This is a genomic window from Pseudonocardia kujensis (assembly GCF_021283305.1).
In the GTDB taxonomy this organism is placed as follows: domain Bacteria; phylum Actinomycetota; class Actinomycetes; order Mycobacteriales; family Pseudonocardiaceae; genus Pseudonocardia; species Pseudonocardia kujensis.
In genome coordinates this window covers 1-16,728 of the sequence record NZ_JAJSOK010000041.1, presented here as the reverse complement: position 1 = coordinate 16,728, position 16,728 = coordinate 1, and the positions used below count along the sequence as shown (strand labels likewise).

General features: G+C 74.5%; 20 protein-coding genes and 1 rRNA gene. 11 read left to right on the top strand and 10 right to left on the bottom strand.

Features of this window, described 5'->3' with window-relative positions; translation table 11 throughout:
- Positions 1 to 16: 16 nt before the first annotated feature.
- From LWC35_RS24765 to LWC35_RS24750, 4 genes are read right to left on the bottom strand one after another with little or no spacing between them, the layout of a single operon-like run.
- A complete protein-coding gene (locus tag LWC35_RS24765) occupies positions 17 to 865 on the bottom strand; it encodes a polyphosphate kinase 2 family protein (RefSeq protein WP_232872648.1) in 849 nt (282 codons plus the stop codon).
- 51 nt (positions 866 to 916) lie between these two features.
- Entirely contained in the window at positions 917 to 1,765 is an 849-nt protein-coding gene (locus tag LWC35_RS24760; RefSeq protein ID WP_232872647.1) for an ABC transporter ATP-binding protein, read from the bottom strand.
- The gene (locus tag LWC35_RS24755) at positions 1,762 to 2,871 is read right to left on the bottom strand and encodes a FecCD family ABC transporter permease (protein WP_232872646.1); all 1,110 of its coding nucleotides are present in this window, start codon (positions 2,869 to 2,871) and stop codon (positions 1,762 to 1,764) included. Before LWC35_RS24755 ends, LWC35_RS24760 begins: the two co-directional genes overlap by 4 nt.
- Positions 2,871 to 3,938 (bottom strand): FecCD family ABC transporter permease, encoded by a 1,068-nt coding sequence (locus LWC35_RS24750; RefSeq protein ID WP_372463092.1) that lies wholly within the window; start codon positions 3,936 to 3,938, stop codon positions 2,871 to 2,873. The genes LWC35_RS24755 and LWC35_RS24750 overlap by 1 nt, the downstream gene beginning before the upstream one ends.
- A gap of 240 nt (positions 3,939 to 4,178) precedes the next feature.
- Here LWC35_RS24750 and LWC35_RS24745 point away from each other — a divergent pair, with 240 nt between their 5' ends.
- The 10 genes from LWC35_RS24745 to LWC35_RS24700 all read left to right on the top strand — a co-directional run bounded on the left by LWC35_RS24745 (position 4,179) and on the right by LWC35_RS24700 (position 10,463).
- A complete protein-coding gene (locus tag LWC35_RS24745) occupies positions 4,179 to 4,895 on the top strand; it encodes a pyrimidine reductase family protein (RefSeq protein ID WP_232872645.1) in 717 nt (238 codons plus the stop codon).
- A 114-nt stretch (positions 4,896 to 5,009) separates the two neighbouring features.
- A complete protein-coding gene (locus LWC35_RS24740; RefSeq protein WP_232872644.1) occupies positions 5,010 to 5,531 on the top strand; it encodes an Asp23/Gls24 family envelope stress response protein in 522 nt (173 codons plus the stop codon).
- The gene (locus LWC35_RS24735) at positions 5,528 to 5,878 is read left to right on the top strand and encodes a hypothetical protein (RefSeq protein WP_232872643.1); all 351 of its coding nucleotides are present in this window, start codon (positions 5,528 to 5,530) and stop codon (positions 5,876 to 5,878) included. Before LWC35_RS24740 ends, LWC35_RS24735 begins: the two co-directional genes overlap by 4 nt.
- Positions 5,875 to 6,225, top strand: coding sequence for a hypothetical protein (locus tag LWC35_RS24730; RefSeq protein ID WP_232872642.1), 351 nt, complete (start codon positions 5,875 to 5,877; stop codon positions 6,223 to 6,225). The genes LWC35_RS24735 and LWC35_RS24730 overlap by 4 nt, the downstream gene beginning before the upstream one ends.
- On the top strand, positions 6,222 to 6,401 hold the full coding sequence (locus LWC35_RS24725; RefSeq protein ID WP_232872641.1) for a hypothetical protein: 180 nt from the start codon (positions 6,222 to 6,224) through the stop codon (positions 6,399 to 6,401). The genes LWC35_RS24730 and LWC35_RS24725 overlap by 4 nt, the downstream gene beginning before the upstream one ends.
- Positions 6,398 to 6,844: an Asp23/Gls24 family envelope stress response protein gene (locus LWC35_RS24720; protein WP_232872640.1), complete on the top strand. Its 447-nt coding sequence runs from the start codon at positions 6,398 to 6,400 to the stop codon at positions 6,842 to 6,844. The genes LWC35_RS24725 and LWC35_RS24720 overlap by 4 nt, the downstream gene beginning before the upstream one ends.
- A 12-nt stretch (positions 6,845 to 6,856) precedes the next feature.
- On the top strand, positions 6,857 to 7,402 hold the full coding sequence (locus tag LWC35_RS24715; protein WP_232872639.1) for a DUF6286 domain-containing protein: 546 nt from the start codon (positions 6,857 to 6,859) through the stop codon (positions 7,400 to 7,402).
- Complete coding sequence (gene amaP, locus LWC35_RS24710; protein WP_232872638.1) at positions 7,399 to 8,061, top strand: alkaline shock response membrane anchor protein AmaP; 663 nt, start codon at positions 7,399 to 7,401, stop codon at positions 8,059 to 8,061. Before LWC35_RS24715 ends, amaP begins: the two co-directional genes overlap by 4 nt.
- A 21-nt stretch (positions 8,062 to 8,082) precedes the next feature.
- Positions 8,083 to 8,847, top strand: a complete 765-nt coding sequence (locus LWC35_RS24705) for a 3-hydroxybutyrate dehydrogenase (protein WP_232872637.1) — start codon at positions 8,083 to 8,085, stop codon at positions 8,845 to 8,847.
- 35 nt (positions 8,848 to 8,882) lie between these two features.
- Positions 8,883 to 10,463, top strand: coding sequence for an alpha/beta fold hydrolase (locus tag LWC35_RS24700; protein WP_232872636.1), 1,581 nt, complete (start codon positions 8,883 to 8,885; stop codon positions 10,461 to 10,463).
- Positions 10,464 to 10,658: 195 nt separating this feature from the next.
- Here LWC35_RS24700 and LWC35_RS24695 read toward each other — a convergent pair whose 3' ends face one another.
- The 4 genes from LWC35_RS24695 to LWC35_RS24680 are packed head-to-tail and all read right to left on the bottom strand — an operon-like array spanning position 10,659 to position 14,281.
- Positions 10,659 to 11,639 carry a glycine betaine ABC transporter substrate-binding protein gene (locus LWC35_RS24695; RefSeq protein WP_232872635.1) on the bottom strand — a complete coding sequence of 327 codons (981 nt, stop codon included), beginning with the start codon at positions 11,637 to 11,639 and terminating at the stop codon, positions 10,659 to 10,661.
- A complete protein-coding gene (locus LWC35_RS24690; RefSeq protein ID WP_232872634.1) occupies positions 11,639 to 12,442 on the bottom strand; it encodes an ABC transporter permease in 804 nt (267 codons plus the stop codon). The genes LWC35_RS24695 and LWC35_RS24690 overlap by 1 nt, the downstream gene beginning before the upstream one ends.
- Positions 12,439 to 13,632 carry an ATP-binding cassette domain-containing protein gene (locus LWC35_RS24685; protein WP_232872687.1) on the bottom strand — a complete coding sequence of 398 codons (1,194 nt, stop codon included), beginning with the start codon at positions 13,630 to 13,632 and terminating at the stop codon, positions 12,439 to 12,441. Before LWC35_RS24685 ends, LWC35_RS24690 begins: the two co-directional genes overlap by 4 nt.
- Before the next feature lies 1 nt (position 13,633).
- Positions 13,634 to 14,281, bottom strand: a complete 648-nt coding sequence (locus LWC35_RS24680) for an ABC transporter permease (protein WP_232872633.1) — start codon at positions 14,279 to 14,281, stop codon at positions 13,634 to 13,636.
- A gap of 287 nt (positions 14,282 to 14,568) precedes the next feature.
- Between LWC35_RS24680 and LWC35_RS24675 the strand changes: the two genes are divergently transcribed.
- Complete coding sequence (locus LWC35_RS24675) at positions 14,569 to 14,787, top strand: hypothetical protein (RefSeq protein ID WP_232872632.1); 219 nt, start codon at positions 14,569 to 14,571, stop codon at positions 14,785 to 14,787.
- Between the two features lie 30 nt (positions 14,788 to 14,817).
- Here LWC35_RS24675 and LWC35_RS40450 read toward each other — a convergent pair whose 3' ends face one another.
- Both LWC35_RS40450 and rrf read right to left on the bottom strand, forming a co-directional pair.
- On the bottom strand, positions 14,818 to 16,299 hold the full coding sequence (locus LWC35_RS40450) for a heparan-alpha-glucosaminide N-acetyltransferase domain-containing protein (protein ID WP_232872631.1): 1,482 nt from the start codon (positions 16,297 to 16,299) through the stop codon (positions 14,818 to 14,820).
- A 323-nt stretch (positions 16,300 to 16,622) separates the two neighbouring features.
- Positions 16,623 to 16,728 (bottom strand): 5S ribosomal RNA (gene rrf / locus LWC35_RS24665); the annotation flags it as partial.

Genomic DNA, 16,728 nt, shown 5'->3' with positions numbered 1-16,728 from the left:
GACCACGAGGAGCGGCTCAGCCGAGGCCCGTGGACGCCTTGAGCCGCGCCCGCTCCGCCTCCAGGTCGTAGTCCGGCGGCGGGAACTGCGGGGCCAGGTCGTCGAGGGTCTCGGCCAGCAGCGCGGCGACCGCCCAGTTCCGGTACCACTTGCGGTCGGCGGGGACGACGTACCAGGGCGCCACGTCGGAGTCGGTGCGTTCGAGGGCCGCGGCGTAGGCCTCCTGGTAGGCGGGCCACTTCTCCCGCGCGTCGAGGTCGCCGGGGTTGTACTTCCAGCGCTTCTGCGGGTCGTCGAGCCGGGCGAGCAGCCGCTCCGCCTGCTCCTCCGGCGAGATGTGCAGCATGCACTTGAGGATCGTGACGCCCTGCGCGGACAGCTCCCGCTCGAAGTCGGCGATCGCCGCGTACCGGGCCTGCCAGACCTCCTCCGGCACGAGCGCGTCCACCCGGGCGACCAGCACGTCCTCGTAGTGCGAGCGGTCGAAGACGCCGACCCGGCCGGGCACGGGGACCTGCCGGCGGATCCGCCACAGGAAGTCGTGGGCGAGCTCCTCCTCGGTCGGGCGCTTGAACGAGGCGACGTGCACGCCCTGCGGGTTCACCATCCCGAGGACGTGCCGGATCGTGCCGCCCTTGCCGGAGGTGTCCATGCCCTGCAGGACGAGCAGGACCGCGCGTCGGCCGCCGGCCGTCCCCTCCGCGTAGAGGGCCTCCTGACGGGCGTCGAGGCGCGCCCCGAGGTCCTCCAGCTCGAGCGCGGCGTCGGGCTTGTCGCGGGGGCCGATCGGGTGCCCGCGCGGGTCGATCGCCGTCAGGTCGACGGGCCCGGACGGCACCCGGAAGGTCTCGCGCGCGGTCGCCATGGCGGCACCCTACGGGCTGCGGACGACGAGATCATCCCCTGCGCCGCACGGTCACCGGGTGCCGACGGGGACGACGAGCGGCGTGCCGGCGACGGGGTCGGGGACGACCCGGGCCTCCAGCCCGAAGACCTCGCGCAGCAGCGGCTCGGTGATCACCTCGACGGGCGGGCCCTGGGCGACGATGCGGCCGGCCTTCATCGCCACGAGCCGGTCCGCGTAGCGCGCCGCCAGGTTGAGGTCGTGCAGGACCATCACGACGGTCCGGCCGCGCTCCTCGTGCAGCCGCTCCACCAGCTCGAGCACCTCGACCTGGTGGGCCAGGTCGAGGAAGGTCGTGGGCTCGTCGAGCAGCAGCAGGTCGGTGCCCTGGGCCAGCGCCATCGAGATCCATGCGCGCTGCCGCTGGCCGCCGGAGAGCTCGTCGACCGGCCGCTCGGCGAGGTCGGAGATGCCGGTCCAGGCGAGCGCCTCGGCGACCGCCTCCTCGTCGTCGCCCGACCACTGCCGGTACCACGCCTGGTGCGGGTGCCGGCCGCGGGCGACGAGGTCGCCGACGGTGAGACCCTCGGGCGCGGTGGGCGCCTGCGGGAGCAGGCCCAGCACGGTGGCGACCTGCTTCGTGGGCATCTCGTCGATCTTGCGGCCGTCGAGCAGCACGTGCCCGCGGCTGGGCTTGAGCAGCCGCCCGAGCGCGCGCAGCAGGGTCGACTTGCCGCAGCCGTTGGGGCCGATCACCGCGGTCACGGTGCCCTGCAGGACGTCGAGGTCCAGGTCGTCGACCACGACGCGCTCGCCGTAGCCGAGCCGGACGCCCTCGGCGCGCAGCCGCACCCGCGAGCCGTCGGGCCCGACGGGCGCCTGCGTGTCCTCCGCCAGGGCGGTCTCGGCGTTCGGTGTCATGCACGGGCCTCCCGGCCTTGTCGGACGAGCAGGTAGAGCAGGTACGGGGCGCCGAGCACGGCGGTGACGACGCCGACGGGCAGCTCGACGCCGCCGAAGGCGGTGCGCGCGATCAGGTCGGCGGTGACGGTCAGCGCGGCGCCGATCACGAGGGAGGCGCCGATGGGCGGGCGCGAGGAGCCGACGAGGCGCTGGGCGATCTGCGGCGACACCAGCGCGACGAACGCGATCGGCCCGGCCGACGCCGTGGCCACGCCGGCCAGCACGACGGCGACCAGCAGCAGCAGGCTCCGCGCACGGTCCACGCGCACGCCGAGGCCGCGCGCGGTGTCGTCGCCGTACTGCAGGGCCCCCATCACGAACGAGAGGACCAGCGCGGCCGGCACCAGGATCAGCAGGGCGAGCCCGACGGGGACCACGTGCTCCCAGCCGCGGGCGTTGAGGCTGCCGTTGATCCAGACGGTGGCGCGCGCCGCCTCGTAGACCTGCGCGACGATCAGCAGCCAGTTCACGACGGCGACGAGCATCGCGTTGATGCCGATGCCGACCAGGACCAGGCGGAAGCCCTGGATGCCCTTCCGCCAGGCGAGGCCGTAGATCACGGTCGCGGCGAGGAGCCCGCCGACCAGCGCCGCGAGCGGCAGCCCGACGGCGGCGAGCGTGCCGACCAGGCCCGCGCCGCCCAGCACGATCAACGTGACGGCCGCCGCGCTCGCGCCCCAGGTGATGCCGATGATGTCCGGGCTGGCCAGGGGGTTCCGTGCGACGGACTGCATGATCGCGCCGGACACCGCGAGCGCGCCGCCGACCAGCAGCCCGGTCAGGGACCGCGGCAGCCGCAGCTCCAGGATGATGAACTGCTGGCTGGGGTCGCCGCCGCCGAACAGGGTGGCCAGCACGTCCGGGATGCCGATCGGGAACTCGCCGCGGCCCACGTTGAGCGCCACCGCGAGCACCAGGACGACCAGCGACACCACGAGGACCAGGACGTTGCGCGGGCGCCGGACGCCCGAGACCGCGCCGCGGCGGAACGGCCGCCGCCCCCGGACCCGCTCCAGACCCTCGCGCGCGGTCGGGTCGCGCGTCGGCCGGGTCGGTGCGGCCATCAGATCGACACCAGCTTCCGGCGGCGGACGAGCGCGATGAAGAACGGGGCGCCGACCAGGGCCAGGACGATGCCGACCTGCAGCTCGCCGGGCCGCGCGACGAGCCGGCCCAGCACGTCGGCCGCGAGCAGCAGCACCGCACCGAGCAGCCCCGACGCCGGGAGCAACCACCGGTGGTCCGGCCCCGTGAAGGAGCGCACGACGTGCGGCACCACCAGCCCGACGAAGCCGATCGGGCCGCAGGCCGCGGTGGCCCCGCCCGCGAGCAGGGTGATCGCGACGATCCCGAGCACCCGGGTGCGCCGCACGGACTGCCCGAGCGAACGGGCGACGTCCTCGCCGAGGGACAGCGCGTTGAGCGCCGGTGCGGTGGCGAGCGCGATCAGCGCGCCGATGACGATGAACCACACGACCTGCCCGGCGACGGCGGTGTCGCGCCCCGCGAGCGAGCCGACGTTCCAGAACCGGTAGGCGTCGAGCGTGTCGGTGTCGACCAGGATGATGGCCGACACCAGGCCGCTGAGCAGGAACGACAGGGCCGCGCCGGCGAGGGCGAGGCTCACCGGGGTCGGTCCGCCGCGGCCGCCCGCGGAACCGAGCAGGAACACCGCGACGCTCGCGACCATCGCGCCGGCGAAGGCGAACCAGACGTAGCCGAACAGCGTGGTCACGCCGAACACGTAGATCCCGACGACCACGAAGAACGCCGCGCCCATGTTCACGCCCAGCAGGCCGGGATCGGCCAACGGGTTGCGGGTGTGCCCCTGGATCAGCGCGCCCGCGAGGCCGAGCGCGACGCCGACCAGGACGCCGAGCACGGTGCGCGGGACCCGCAGCGAGCGGATCACGATGTCGTCCTCGGTGCCCGTCGGCGCGAACAGCGCGCTCCCGACGTGCGAGAACGGGATGACCTTCGTGCCGAACGCGATGCTGGCGAGCACCGCCAGGACGAGGAGCACGAGGAGCACGCCGAGGCCGATCAGCCGCCGACGACGCAGGGACCGCTTCGGCCGGGCGCGTCCGCGCCCTCCCGCGGTCGGCACCACCGGCGCCGATCCGACCGTCACTTCTCGCCCTCCCGATGGTTCCGGACAGGTGAGGCACACCTCGCTGTGAGCACAGGGTCACCACAGTGCGGTGTGCCTCAGTCGTGGCGAGGCTATCCTTAGCTCGTCCGTGCGAAAACCCCTGGCGCCCTTCCCGTGGATCACACCTCTGTGGATCCGGTCCGTGGCGCCCGCCCGACGACGGGGCCCGCCGGGACACGACGGGGCGCGCCGGTCGGCCGGAGGTGCTGGGATGACCCGGTGCGCCGACTGCTGCCGGACCCCGCCGACCTCGCCCCGGACGACCTGCCGGAGGTGTACGCGTACCCGCCGGACCCGGGCCGGCCCTGGGTGCGGGTCAACTTCGTGTCCAGCCTCGACGGCGCCGTCTCGGTCGACGGCCGCTCCGGCGGGCTGGGCACGCCGGCGGACAAGGTGGTGTTCGGTGCCCTGCGGCGGCTCGCCGACGTGGTGCTCGTCGGCGCCGGGACCGCGCGGGCGGAGCGCTACCGCGGCGCCCGCAGGCCGACGATCGGCCGGGACGCTCCCCCGCCGATCGCCGTCGTCACCGGGTCGGCCGCGCTCGAACCGGACCTCGGGCTGTTCACGGACACCTCCGTCCCGACCATCGTGCTCACCACCGCCGGGGCGCCCGCCGAGCGGCGGGCGGCGCTGCGCGCGGCCGGCGCCGACGTCGTCGAGCTGCCGGACCTGAACCCCGCGACCCTGCTCGGCGAGCTGGAGCGGCGCGGCCTGCGGCGGGTGCTGTGCGAGGGCGGCCCAGGGCTGCACGGCGACCTGATCGCCGCCGGGGCCGTCGACGAGCTCTGCCTCACCCTCTCGCCACTGCTGGCCGCGGGCGGGGCCGGGCGCATCGCGCACGGGCCGGGCGGCCGGGCGCCCGAGGGCATGGCGCTCGTGTCGGTGCTCGAGGAGGACGGCACGCTCCTGCTGCGCTACGCCCGCGCGGCGACCTGAGAGCGACGATCCGCCGATCGGGTGAAGCGGCGTGAGGGTGCCGGGGCCCGGTCCGTCGGATGCTGTGTACGGCGCCGGACACCGGCGCACCCCACGGGCTTCCGAGGAGTACGCATGAGCAGCACCACCGGCAGCACCACCGGCGGCGTCCCCGCCGCCGCCACCCCGTCGACCTCGGCCGCCGCGGGTACCGCGGGCAGCCCGGGCCGGCTGGCCGAGGAGACCGCGCAGGGCCGCACGACGATCGCGGCGTCGGTCGTCCAGAAGATCGCCGGCATCGCGGCCCGCGAGATCTCCGGCGTCCACTCGATGGGCGGCGGCCTCTCCCGCACGTTCGGGGCGCTGCGCGAGCGCATCCCCGGTGGCGGCACCGGCGCGTCGAACATCGCGGGCGTGCAGGTCGAGGTGGGCGAGAAGCAGGCCGCGATCGACCTGGACATCGTCGTGGAGTACGGAGCGTCCATCGTGGACCTCGCACGCGCGGTGCGGCGCAACGTCATCACCGCGGTGGAGCGGATGACGGGGCTCGAGGTCATCGAGGTCAACATCGCGGTCAACGACATCCACCTGCCCGACGAGGACGGCCCCGAGGCGCCGCCCGTGCCCGCCACGCCGGCCCCGTCGCGCGTCGAGTGACGGGTCCGGCACCGGGCGCGGACCGCGACGCCGCCGACGAGCTCGCCCGGCGCGTGGCCGAACGGGTGGCCGCGCACCCCGCGGTCGTCCGGCTCGACGGCGGGATCTTCGGCGCCGTCGCCACGTACCTGCCGGGGCACCGGCTCGTCGGCGTACGGGTCGACGAGCACGGCGGGCCCGTCGAGGTCGCCGTCGTGCTGTCCCTCGCGGCGCCGATCCCCGAGGTCGTGGCCCAGCTGCGCGCCCGGGTGGCGGCGGTGGCGGGCGGGCGTCCGGTGGACGTCACCGTCTCCGACGTCGTCACCGGGCCGGCCGGGCCGGACGTCACGGTGGAGATCGGCCCGTGAGCGGGGGCCCGGCGCCGGAGCCGTGGACGCGCGAGGAACGGGCGGCCTACCGCGCGTTCGTCCGCGACCACCACCCGGACCGGGGCGGCGACCCCGAGGCCTTCGTGGCGGGCCTCACCCACCTGCGGGCGGCGCGGGCCGCCGGCCCCGGGGCGGTGCCCGACGACCGGCGCTACGACGCCCCGGTCGAGATCGTCCCCGACCTGCCGCTGGCGGTCCGGATCGTCGTCGCCGCGATCCGGACCGCCCGCCGCCGGACCCGCACCCGCGTGGACCGGCCCTCCCCCGACCCGGCTCGCCCCGGGCCGGGTCACCCCGATCCAGATCCAGGAGTGGAACGAGAATGAACGCCACCCAGACCGGCCTGCTGGCCGGTCTCCTGCTCGGCCTGGCGGCCGCGTTCGGCGGGTTCGTCGCCTTCGTCATCGTGCTGGTCCTCGGCGCGATCGGGCTCGCGGTCGGCCGGTTCCTCGACGGCGAGCTCGACCTGTCCGGCGTCCTCGGCCGGGCCCGCGACAAGTGAGCGCCCCGGCCGCGGCCCGCCCGGCCCCGTCCCCTGTCCCGAGCCCGGCGAGCCGGGCCCCGGCCGGCGTCGCGCTGCCCGGCTGGGCGCCCGACGCGGACGAGCGTGGAGCCCTGGACATCGCACCCCTCGTGCTCCGCAAGATCGTCGAGCACGCGACCGACCTCGTCCCGGGCACGCTGCACCGCGAGCGCCGGGTCGCCGGGGTCGAGATCGGCGACTCCGGGCCGCGGGCGCGGATCAGCGCCACGGGCGACGCCGTCGACGTCCGGCTCGAGCTCACCTGCGCCTATCCCGCCCCCGTGCGCGAGACCGTCGCCGCGGTGCGGGAGAGGGTCGCCGCGGAGCTGGAGCGGATCGCCGGGTACCGGGTCCGCTCGCTCGCCGTCACCGTCTCCGGCCTGCGCGAGCCGACGGCTCCCGTCCAGCCCCGGATCCGATAGAGGAGGTCTGCCGTGCGCGTGCTGCTCCGCACGCTGTCGCCGCTGCTGGGCCTGGCCCTGGCCGCGGTCGGCGCGATCGGTGTGATCGAGGTCGTCACCGCCTGGGTCCGGCCCGCCTCGAGCGGGCTCGTGGTGCCGTGGCCCGCCTGGCAGCTCGTGCTCTCCGAGCTGACCTGGTCGGACCGGCCGGTGATCGTCGTGTCGATCTGCGTGGCCGTGGTCGGGCTGCTGCTCCTGCTGGTCGCCCTGCTCGCCCGCCGGCACGACGTCGCGCTCACCGCCCCGACCCCCGAGATGACCGTGGCGACCTCGCCGCAGGTGCTCGCCCGCCTGGTCGGGCGCACCGTCCGCGAGTCCGACGACGTCGCGGCGGCGACCGTGAGCGCCTCGGCCCGCACCGTCGTCGTCCGGGCCGAGGGCTGGCCGGACCCCGACGGCGGGTTCCGCGGGCTGACCGACACCGTCCGCGGCCGCGTCTCGGCCCTGCTCGACGAGCTGCCCCTCGCCCGGCGCCCGCGCGTCGCCGTGTCCACCCGCGGCCGGAAGGAACCCCGATGAGCACGACCGACGTGCAGGCCGACGCCCCGACGACCGGCACGGCCGCGCCGCCGCGGCGGGTGCTGCGCGGCTCCCGGAGGGCCGTGGCCCGGTCCGCCCGCGTCGACCGGATCTGGCTCGCACTGCTGGGGTTCGTGCTGCTGGCCGCGGGGACGCTGGCCGCGCTGCTCGGCTACGGCGTGTTCGGTGCCGGGCGGGCCGCCCGGCCACTGCTGGACCCGCTGATCGTCGACGCCCTGCGCGCGCAGCAGCAGCTGTGGCGGTGGGTCGCGATCGCCGTGGGCGTGGTGCTCGTGGTGCTCGGGCTGTGGTGGGCCGTGCGATCGCTGCGCCCGGAGCGCCGGCCCGACCTCCTGCTCGACGGGAGCACGGACAGCACGCTGCTGGTCACGGCCGGAGCGGTAGCCGGGGCCGTCGGCGACCGGGCGGCCGCGCTGCCCGGCGTCGGCCGGGCGCGGGCGCGGATGGTCGGCTCGACCGGCACCCCGGCGCTGCGGCTCACCGTGTGGGTCACCGACGAGGCCGACGTCGCGGACGTGTGCCGCCGCCTCGAGACCGAGGTCGTCGCCGAGGCCCGGCGGGCGCTCGGCCTTGCGCACCTGCCGGTGGCCGTGCGGCTGGAGCTCGACTCGGTCACGCAGGCTCCGCGCGTCGCGTGATCGCTGGTTAGCCTCGACGGTATGACGCCCAGCACTCCTCCCGTCCTGTCCGGCCGCACCGCCCTGGTCACGGGTGCGGCCAGTGGGATCGGGGCGGCGATGGCCCGCCGGCTCGCCGCCGACGGGGCCCGCGTGTACGCCGTCGACCTCTCGGCCGACGCCGTGAGGGCCCTGGCCGCCGAGGTCGAGGGCATCGAGGCCCTGCCCTGCGACCTGACCGACCTCGACGCCGTCGACGCCCTCCCCGGGGACGTCGACGTCCTGGTGAACAACGCCGGTCGCCAGCACGTCTCCCCGATCGAGGACTTCGACCCGCAGCTGTTCCACCAGATCCTCACGATCATGCTCGAGGCGCCGTTCCGGCTGGTCCGGCGCGTGCTCCCGCACATGTACCGGCGGGAGTGGGGCCGGATCGTCAACATCTCCAGTGCGCACGGGCTGCGCGCCTCGCCCTACAAGTCGGCCTACGTCGCGGCCAAGCACGGGCTGGAGGGGCTGTCCAAGGTCACGGCGCTGGAGGGCGCGGCGCACGGCGTGACCAGCAACTGCGTCAACCCCGCGTACGTGCGCACCCCGCTGGTCGAGAAGCAGATCGCCGACCAGGCCCGCCACCACGGCCTCGACGAGGCGGAGGTCGTCGAGAAGATCATGCTGACCCCCGTCGCGGTGAAACGGCTGATCGAGCCCGACGAGGTCGCCGAGTTCGCAAGCGTGCTGTGGGGCCCCGCGTCCGCGTCCGTCACGGGGGTCTCGCTGGTCCAGGACGGTGGCTGGACCGCCCACTAACGACCGGTTCACCGGGGGACGGGCAGACTGGGAGCGTGGGGGCTCGTGCACGCGTCGTGATCGTCGCGCTCCTGGGCGTGCTCCTGCTGGCCGCCTGCTCGGTCGGGCCCTCGCAGCGCCCGCCCGTCGCGGTGCGCGGCGAGAGCAGCCCGGGCGCGCCGCCGACCACCGCGACCGCGCCGGCCGACCCTGACGCGCTGCCCGCACCACAGGAGCAGGACCCGCTGCTCGACTACGCGGACTGCACCACGGACACGCTCGAGGCCGTGGCGGCGGCCGGTTTCCCGGCGCCGGCAGGCCGCGCCCTCGCCGCGAGCTGCGGCGAGCTCCCCGTCGCCACCGATCCGGCCCATCCCGGCGCGGGAGCGACCCGCCTCGGTGTGCTGCGCGTGGGGACCGCGGACGCCCCCCGCACCCGCCCGGCCCTGGTCGTGGTCGGCGACAGCGCCGGCGGCGGCTCGGCCCGCGCCGCCGGGCGCCTCGCCACCCTGGTCTCCGACTCCGTGCTGGCGCAGTACCAGCTCGTCGGGCTGGACCGGCGCGGCACCGGCAGCGATCTCCTCGACTGCGCCCCGCCGGAGGCGCGCGCGGCGATCACCGACACCCCGCCGGTCGGGGGCCGGACGGACCTCGGACCGCTGCTGGAGCAGGCGCGGTCGGTGGTGCAGGACTGCTACCTGCTGCTCGACGACACGATCGGCTCGTACCGCAGCGCCTCCACCGCCGCAGACCTCGAGCAGCTGCGGACCGCCCTGCGGGTGGACCGGCTCGACGTCGTCGGGATCGGAGACGGCGCCAGCGCGGTCGCGGGGTGGGCGGCGGCGCACCCGCGGTCGGTCGGTCGGGTGGTGCTCGACTCCCCCGTCGACCTGGTCTCCGACGAGCCGGAGCGCAGCGAGGACCGGGCCGGGGCGGCCGAGGCCGCGTTCGACGCCTTCGCCGCGAGCTGCGTGGCCCGGGGCGGCTGCCCGCTCGGCGCGGACCCGCGGGCCGCGGTGGCCGGCGTCGTCACCGGGCTGGGTGCGCGCCCCCTCGCGTCGGCCGACGGCGACCGGCTCACCGCGGGCGGAGCGCTCGCCGCCCTGCGCACGGGGCTGGGCGAGCCGGCCCGCTGGCCGGCGCTGGCCTCCGGGCTGGCCGCGGCCGGCGCGGGCGACCCCCACGGGCTCATCGCCTTCCTCGCCCCCCTGCTCGGCGCCGGCGGCACGTTCGACGACGAGCTGGCCACGGCCTGCAACGACACCACCCGCCGGCTCGCCCCGCCCGAGGTCGCGCAGCTGGCGGACCGGTGGTCGACGCAGTACCCGCTGTTCGGGGCCGCGGCGGCGCAGCGGCTGCTGGCGTGCGGACCGTGGCCCGCGTCGGCGGGCGCGCCGACCCTCACCGCGCTGCCCGCCGACACCCCGCCGGTTCTCGTCCTGGGTACGGCGGCCGACCTGCGCGCCCCGCAGGACGGGTCGCGGCGGGTGGCGCAGCTGCTCGGCCGCAGCTCCTTCGTCGGCTGGCAGGGGGCCGGGCAGGGCGCCTACCCGCGCAACGCCTGCGTGACCGCCCTGGTCGAGCAGGTGCTCGTCGCGGGGTCGGTCCCCCGCGACGGCACCGTCTGCCCCGCCTGAACACGCAGTAAGGAACCATAGTGCGCTTTTCACGGCGCCCTGAACGCGCTATGGAACCATAACGCGCTTTTCCCGGCACCCTGGACGCGTTATGGAACCATAACGCGCTTTTCACAGCGTTCTGAACGCGTTGTGGAACCATAACGCGGCCGGTACCGGGGCCGATCGCGCATCATGGCTCCACAGTGCGAGCGGTCAGGACGTGTCGGGGCCGATGAAGCCCTTCTGGATCATCCAGTCCCGGGCGACGATGCCCGGGTCCTCCCCGTCGACGTCGACCTTCTTGCCGAGCTCGATCATCTCGTCGTTGTTCAGCGCCTTCGCGACGGGCTGCATGACCTGCTCGATCTCCGGGTGCGCCTTGTAGGTGTCCTCGCGGAGCACGACGGAGATGTTGTACTGCGGGAAGAACTTCTTGTCGTCCTCCAGCACCGCGAGGTTCAGCCCGGCGATGCGACCGTCCGTCGTGAAGATCTCGCCGAAGTTGCAGGTGCCGTTGGCGATGCCGGCGTAGATCGCGCCCGTGCCGAAGGTCTTGACCTCCTTGGGCGTGAACCCGTAGGCCTTCTCCGCGCCCGGCAGGCCGTCCTGGCGGCTGGCGAACTCGGTCTCCACGCAGAACACGCCCTGGTCCGGGTTCTGCTTCAGGAAGGTCGTCATGTCCGAGTCGGTCTTGAGGTCGTGCTGCTCGGCGTACGCCTTCGTGGTGCCGAACGCGTAGGTGTTGTTCAGCTCCGAGTACGGCAGCCAGACGATGCCGTTCTCCTTGAGGTCCTCGTCGCGGACGGCCTCGTACTGGCCCTGCTCGTCCGGGATCGGGTCGGTGTGGCCGAGGTAGTTGATCCAGCCCGTGCCCGTGTACTCCCAGGTCAGGTCGATGTCGCCGGTCTTGAGCGCGAGCCGGGAGTTCGACGAGCCCTGGATGTTGGTGAGGTCCTTGACGTCCGCGCCGGCCGCCGAGAGCGCCAGCTCGGCCATGTAGCCGACCAGGATCTGCTCGGTGAAGTCCTTGGACCCCACGGTGATCGGCACGCCCTCGAGTGCCGGCACCGGCTTGATCGACCCGGGCGTGACGGTGAACGGGACGGCGGTGTTCGTGGACAGCCCGCAGCCCGCCAGCAGGGCCGCCGAGGCGACGGCGGCCACCGCGGCCCCGACGCGCCGGATCCGCCGCATCACTCGGCTCCCTTCGGGGCCAGCCACCGCTCCGCGATGCCGCCGAGCCAGTCGACGAGCAGGGCGAGCCCGATCGCGAGGACCGCGCCCACGTACATCACGGAGTTGAGCTGCAGCTTGTAGCCGGTGTCGATCAGCTCCCCCAGCCCGCCGCCGTTGACGAAGAACGCCAACGTGGCGGTGCCGACCGCGAGCACCAGGGCGGTGCGCAGGCCCGCGAGGATCAGTGGCACGGCCAGCGGCAGCTCGACGCGCATGAGCACGCCGCCTGCCGACATCCCGATCCCCCGCCCGGCGTCGATCAGGGAGCGGTCGACCTGCTGGATGCCCACCATCGTGTTCCGCAGCACCGGCAGCAGCGTGTAGAAGACCAGCGGGATTGCGACGGCCCACAGGCCTTCGATGCCCGACCAGAGGAAGAACAGCACGATCACGCCCAGCGCGGGCGCCGCCTGGCCGACGTTGGCGATCGCCAGGAACACCGGGGCGAGCCATTTCAGCGCGGGCCTCGTGAGCGCCACGCCCAGGGGGACGGCGATCGCCACGACGAGCAGGCTGACCACGATCGTGATCACGACGTGCTGCCCGAGCAGCCCCATGATCGTGGGGAGGTTGAGCGTCTCGCGTTCGTTGGCGTTGAGGTCGCTGGTCAGTGCCCAGATGACGACGGCGGCGACGATCACGACCACCGCGATCGGCTGGAAGAACAGCCGGAAGCGCTCCGACCGGGAGGTGACGCTGGGCCTGCGCTCGACGGCGCTGGTCTTGCTGACGCCGGGCAGACCCTCCGCGACGGCGGTCATCCGGCCTCCCCCACCCCGTGCTCCTCGCGGACGCCGGCGATCACGTCCGTGACGGTCGTGATGTCGATGGTGCCGACGACCTCGCCGCGCGTGCCCGTGACCACGGCCCGGCCGCCCTCGGTGAGGATCGCCTCCAGCGCGTCCTGCAGCGTGGACTGGGTGCTGACGGAGTCGCCGACCGGCTTGCCCGCCTGCTGCAGCGAGCTGCGGCCGGCGAGCTCCCGGACGTGCACCCAGCGCAGCGGCCGGTGCCGCACGTCGACGACCAGGGCGTAGGTGCGTCCGGCCCGCGTGAGCCGGTCCGCCACGGTGGCGGGGTGCTCGTCCTCGGTCACGGTGAGCACCTCGTCGGTGCTGTACTGCACGTCCCGGACACGCATCAGCGTGAGCTGCTTCAGCGAGGCGCCGGCACCCACGAACCCGGCCACGGTGTCGTTGGCCGGGTTGGCCAGGATCGCGTCGGGGGTGTCGTACTGCTGGATCGTGGACCGGTCCCCCAGTACGGCGATCTTGTCGCCGAGCTTCACGGCCTCGTCGAAGTCGTGGGTCACGAACACGATCGTCTTGCCCAGCTCGGACTGCAGCCGCATGAGCTCGTCCTGCAGGTTGCCGCGGGTGATCGGGTCGACGGCGCCGAACGGCTCGTCCATGAGCAGCACCGGCGGGTCGGCGGCGAGCGCCCGGGCCACGCCGACGCGCTGCTGCTGGCCGCCCGAGAGCTGGCGCGGCAGGCGGTTCGCGAAGGTGCCCGGGTCGAGCCCGACGAGGTCCATCATCTCCTCGACCCGGGCCGCGATCCGCCTCTTGTCCCACTTGAGCAGGCCTGGCACCACCCCGATGTTCTGCGCCACCGTGTAGTGCGGGAAGAGCCCCGCCTGCTGGATGGCGTAGCCGATGGTACGGCGCAGCTGGTCGGGGTCGATGTGCAGCGCGTCCTGGCCGCCGATCGTGATGGTGCCGGAGGTCGGCTCGACCATCCGGTTGATCATCCGCATCGTGGTGGTCTTGCCGCAGCCGGAGGGCCCGACGAACACGACGACCTTCCCGGCCGGGATGGTCATCGTGAACTCCTCGACCGCAGGGGCGGCGGTGTTGGGGTAGCGCTTGGTGACGCGGTCCAGCCGGATCTCGGCTCCGGAGACGCCCGAGGAGTCGCTGGTGGTCACATCGGCGGTCGGCGACGTCGTCATCTCAGTCACGCACACCCTTCGGGATGGTGAGACGGGAGATCAGGACGAAGACCCCGTCGAGGAGGAGGGCCAGGATCACGACGCCGAGCGTGCCGGCGAGCGCCTGGTTCAGGGAGTTGGCCGACCCGGCCCGGGTCAGCCCGGAGAAGACCTCGGAGCCCAGCCCGAAGCCCTTGGCGTAGGCCGCGATCACGGCGATGCCCATGAGCATCTGGGCCGAGACCCGCATGCCCGTGAGGATCGCGGGCCAGGCCATCCGCAGCTCGACGCGGGTGAGCACGCCGGTCCGGCTCATCCCGATGCCCTTCGCGGCGTCGGTGACCGCGGGATCGACCCCGGCCAGCCCGACGATCGTGTTGCGCACGATCGGGAGCAGGCCGTAGAGGGTCAGCGCGATCACGCTCGGGGTCACGCCCAGGCCGACGATCGGGATCAGCAGGCCGAGCAGTGCGAACGACGGGATCGTGAGGACCGTGCTGGACAACGCGGTGGCGACCGCGGAGCCGGCCGGGCTGCGGTAGACCGCAATGCCCACGGCCACGCCGATGATGGCCGCGAGGATCGTGCACTGCACGACGCCGCTCAGGTGGAGCCACGCCTGGAGCGACAGCCGGTCCCATCTCTCGGTGACGTATTGCCAGAGGCTCACCGTCGCCCTCCTCTCGTCACTTCCGAGGCCGTTCACCCGGTGCGCGTTTCGCCCGAGTGTGGGAGGGAATTTACGTGTATGCGGGTGTTCCTGCCCGCTGGAACGACGACCGCGAGGCCCCGCGCACGCCCGGCGTGGCCGTGCCGCCGGCCCGGTCGGCGCAGCTGGACAGGGCCGTCCTCAACAGTGATGAAACCGGCCGTCCGGGCGACACGTTCCGGGCCGGACGCGCGACGAGCGAGGTGAACACAGAACAACCGGACTTCTCCTCGGGGGTAGAAGCCAGCATGACCGCGATCCTCCCGGACCGCCCTGCCGCTCCGTACGTCGCCGTTGCGGCCCCGGCCACCCCGGCCTCGGCCCGCGTGGCCGGCGTCGTCGACGCCGCCTGCCGCTGCGGGCACGGCGCCACGGCCCACGAGCACTACCGTCGCGGCACCGAGTGCGTGACCTGCGCCTGCCCGCGGTTCCGCCGCAGCGCCGGCATCCGCCTGTTCCGCCGCTGACCGACCCCGGGTCCCGGCACGGAACGGGGCTCAGGAGGGCGGGTCGGCCGGGCCCTCCGGCTGCTCGTCGGCCGAACCGCCCGGCTCACGGTCCTCGTCACGATCAGCGTCACGGTCCTGGTCGCCGGCCCTGCCCGGCGGCAGCGGCGCGAGGGTCGAACCGTCGGCGCCGTCGCCGGCCTCCGTGTCGGGTCCCACGACCGTCTCCACCTCGTCCGTGGCCCCGGCCGAACCGTGCCGGCCCTCGGACCCGAGCACGGCCAGCGCCCCCAGCCCCAGCAGGGCGACCACCAGCGCGATCGCGGCCACCCGGGCCGGATCGCGGCGCCGGGTCGGCAGGGTCGCGCCGGCCCCCTGCGTCGTCCTGTCTTCCCGTGCGCGCCTCCGCCCGCCGAGCGCGCGCCGCGCGGCGGTCGCGGGGACCGAGACGAGCGTCTCGAGCGGTCCCCGTCCGAAGGTCCGCTGCCATCCCACCGCGACCGCCAGTGCCCCCAGGACCATCGCCACGAGCAGCAGCACCGGCTCGTCGGACAGGACGCCGCTCGCCAGCACGACGAGGTGGGTGCAGTAGAGCGTGAGCGACAGCGCGCCCGCCGCCGCCAACGGGGAGAGCAGCCGACGCAGGGCCTCGACCCGGGTCAACAGCAGCAGGGTGCCCAGCAGCGCCATCGCGCAGCCCAGCGTGTGCGCGAGATCGACCGGTGTGTGCCCGTGCGGTGTGGGCAGGGCGAGATACCACCACGTCGGCATCGGGTGCGCCTCCCACAGCAACCGCTGCGCGACCTCCGCGGTCGAGGCGTTGCCGTGCGGGGCGACCGCCGTGAGCTCGGCGAGGCCTCCCAGCGGGTACAGCAGGATCCACGAGACGAGGCGCGACCCGGCCGCGAGGGCCAGCCCGCCGCCGACGAGGCCCCAACCCACCCGTCGTGACGACAGGTCGAGCCGACCGATCGCCAGCCCCGCCGCGAGGTACCCGACGTACACGACGGCCGGGTACTCGCCCGTCACGCACAGCTGGAGCAGCAGCCCACCCGGGTCCTGGACCAGCGTGGCGAGGGTGGGATCGGTGGCCGCCCGCGACAGGCCGGCCGTGGCGACGAGCACGACCGGCCCGAGCAGGAACGCGACGACGGTGACTGCGGCCAGCGCGCGGGGCCCCAGCCAGAGCAGGGGCACGGCGAGCAGGAAGAAGATCCCGTAGAAGGGCAGGATCCCGTCGATCCCGTTCTGCGGGGCGAGGACGCCGAACAGCAGCCCGAGCAGGCCGATCAGGGCTGCGCGCACGACCAGGCCTGCCGCCGCGGCGCCCCGTCCGCCCGCCCGCCCACCGCTGCGGGCACCGGCCAGGAACGCCACGCTGACCCCGGCCACCAGCACGAACGTCGAGACGGCCCGGCCCGCCGCGATCACCGTCGCCGCGGTCGGCGCACCGTCGGCGCCGAACACCGGGAAGACGTGCGTCGCGATCATGCCCAGCAGCGCCACACCCCGCGCCGCGTCGACCCCGGCCACCCGGCCCCCTCCCCGCGCGGGCGCCGTCCGGAGCGGGACCGTCGGTGGGTCGGCGGCGAGCGGGACGGTGGGTGGCTCGGCCCACGCTGGGCCGGCCCGGACGATCGACGTCGACACAGTGAGTCCTCCCCGACGGTCTGCGCACCGTCTGGGCGCGCCTCGGGGAACGAGCCTGGCGACGCCGGCCTGGTCCGTCGCTGGGGTGCTCCCCCGGACGCGCGGGTGCCGCCCCCACCGCGGCACGGCAGAATCCGCGCCGGAAGTCGTCCGAGAACGCGAGAAAGCCCCGGAACCAGTGGTTCCGGGGCCTTCTCGATGTTTGATGTCGGCGGCGACCTACTCTCCCACACCCTGGCGAGTGCAGTACCATCGGCGCTGGAGGGCTTAGCTTCCGGGTTCGGGATGGGACCGGGCGTTCCCCCTCCGCAA